Source organism: Mycobacterium sp. SP-6446 (assembly GCF_001954045.1).
Lineage (GTDB): Bacteria > Actinomycetota > Actinomycetes > Mycobacteriales > Mycobacteriaceae > Mycobacterium.
This window is the reverse complement of record NZ_MBEM01000120.1, coordinates 1-1,281: the sequence shown is the minus strand read 5'-3', so window position 1 is coordinate 1,281 and position 1,281 is coordinate 1. Positions and strand designations below refer to the sequence as shown.

Sequence of the window (1,281 nt, the reverse complement as noted above, 5' to 3'; positions counted from 1 at the left end):
GGGCGGGCTCGCGCCGATCGTGGGCGGCAGCGCCAGTGGCGCAAACAAACATGGTTGGGACGGTTCGTATCGACGTACGGCTGGCGGGCATACGCGCTGCCCGTCCTGGTGGCGCTCACCGCGGTGGTCATCTACCAGACGGTCACCGGCACGGGCGCTCCGAAGCCGACGGCTAGTCAGCCCATTCAGGGGCCGCCGGACATCGGCGCGGTGGGCACCGCGATCATCGACGCCCCGCCGCGCGGCTTGGCCACGTTCGACGCCGACCTGCCGGCCGGGACGCTACCCGACGGCGGCCCCTTCTCCGAGGCGGGCGAGAAGACCTGGCACGTGGTGCCCGGCACCACCCCGCAGCTCGGCCAGGGCACCGCCAAGGTGTTCAAGTACACCGTCGAGGTCGAAAACGGCATCGACCCCTCGATGTTCGGCGGCGACATGGCATTCGCCGAAATGGTCGACCAGACGCTGGCCAATCCCAAGGGCTGGACGCACAACCCGCAATTCGCGTTTGTCCGGATCGACGGCGGCAACGGGGTGAAGCCCGACTTCCGGATTTCGCTGGTGTCTCCGGTGACCGTGCGCGAGGGATGCGGCTACGAATTCCGGCTGGAGACGTCGTGCTACAACCCGGTATACGGGCCGGAGCGGCAGGCGCGGGTTTTCATCAACGAGGCGCGCTGGGTGCGCGGAGCCGTCCCGTTCGAAGGCGACGTCGGCTCCTACCGGCAGTACGTGATCAATCACGAGGTCGGCCACGCCATCGGGTACGTGCGTCACGAGCCCTGCGACAAGCAAGGTGGCCTGGCGCCGGTGATGATGCAGCAGACGTTCTCCACGTCCAACGACGACGCCGCCAAGTTCGACCCCGACTACGTCAAGGCGGACGGCAAGACCTGCCGATTCAATCCCTGGCCCTACCCGATCGCGTAATCGCGGGCGGCCCCCGCGCGCCCCGGGAAGCAACCGTCGGTGTTTGCCGTTGTTTCGGGCAACTGCTGTGATGGATAGAGCTGACGAAAGCCAACCGAGGAGATGTTCGGTGTCGACGTCCCAGGCGTCCCAGACTTCCCAGACGTCCCAGACATCCCAGACGTCTTTGCCGCCGCTGGTCGAGCCCGCACGCCAGCTGAGTCGTGATGAGGTGGCCCGCTACAGCCGTCATCTGATCATTCCCGACCTGGGCGTCGACGGGCAGAAGCGACTCAAGAACGCGCGGGTGCTGGTGATCGGCGCCGGCGGGCTCGGGGCGCCCGCATTGCTGTATCTGGCCGCGGCCGGCGT

At 67.5% G+C, this 1,281-nt stretch carries 2 protein-coding genes; both read left to right on the top strand.

Annotation, left to right across the window (positions count from 1 at the left end):
• On the top strand, positions 1-930 hold a 930-nt coding region (locus A5736_RS10275; RefSeq protein WP_076246000.1), incomplete at its 5' end, for a DUF3152 domain-containing protein.
• A 166-nt stretch (positions 931-1,096) separates the two neighbouring features.
• The coding region (locus tag A5736_RS10270; RefSeq protein WP_175611239.1) for a ThiF family adenylyltransferase at positions 1,097-1,281 on the top strand (185 nt) is incomplete at its 3' end.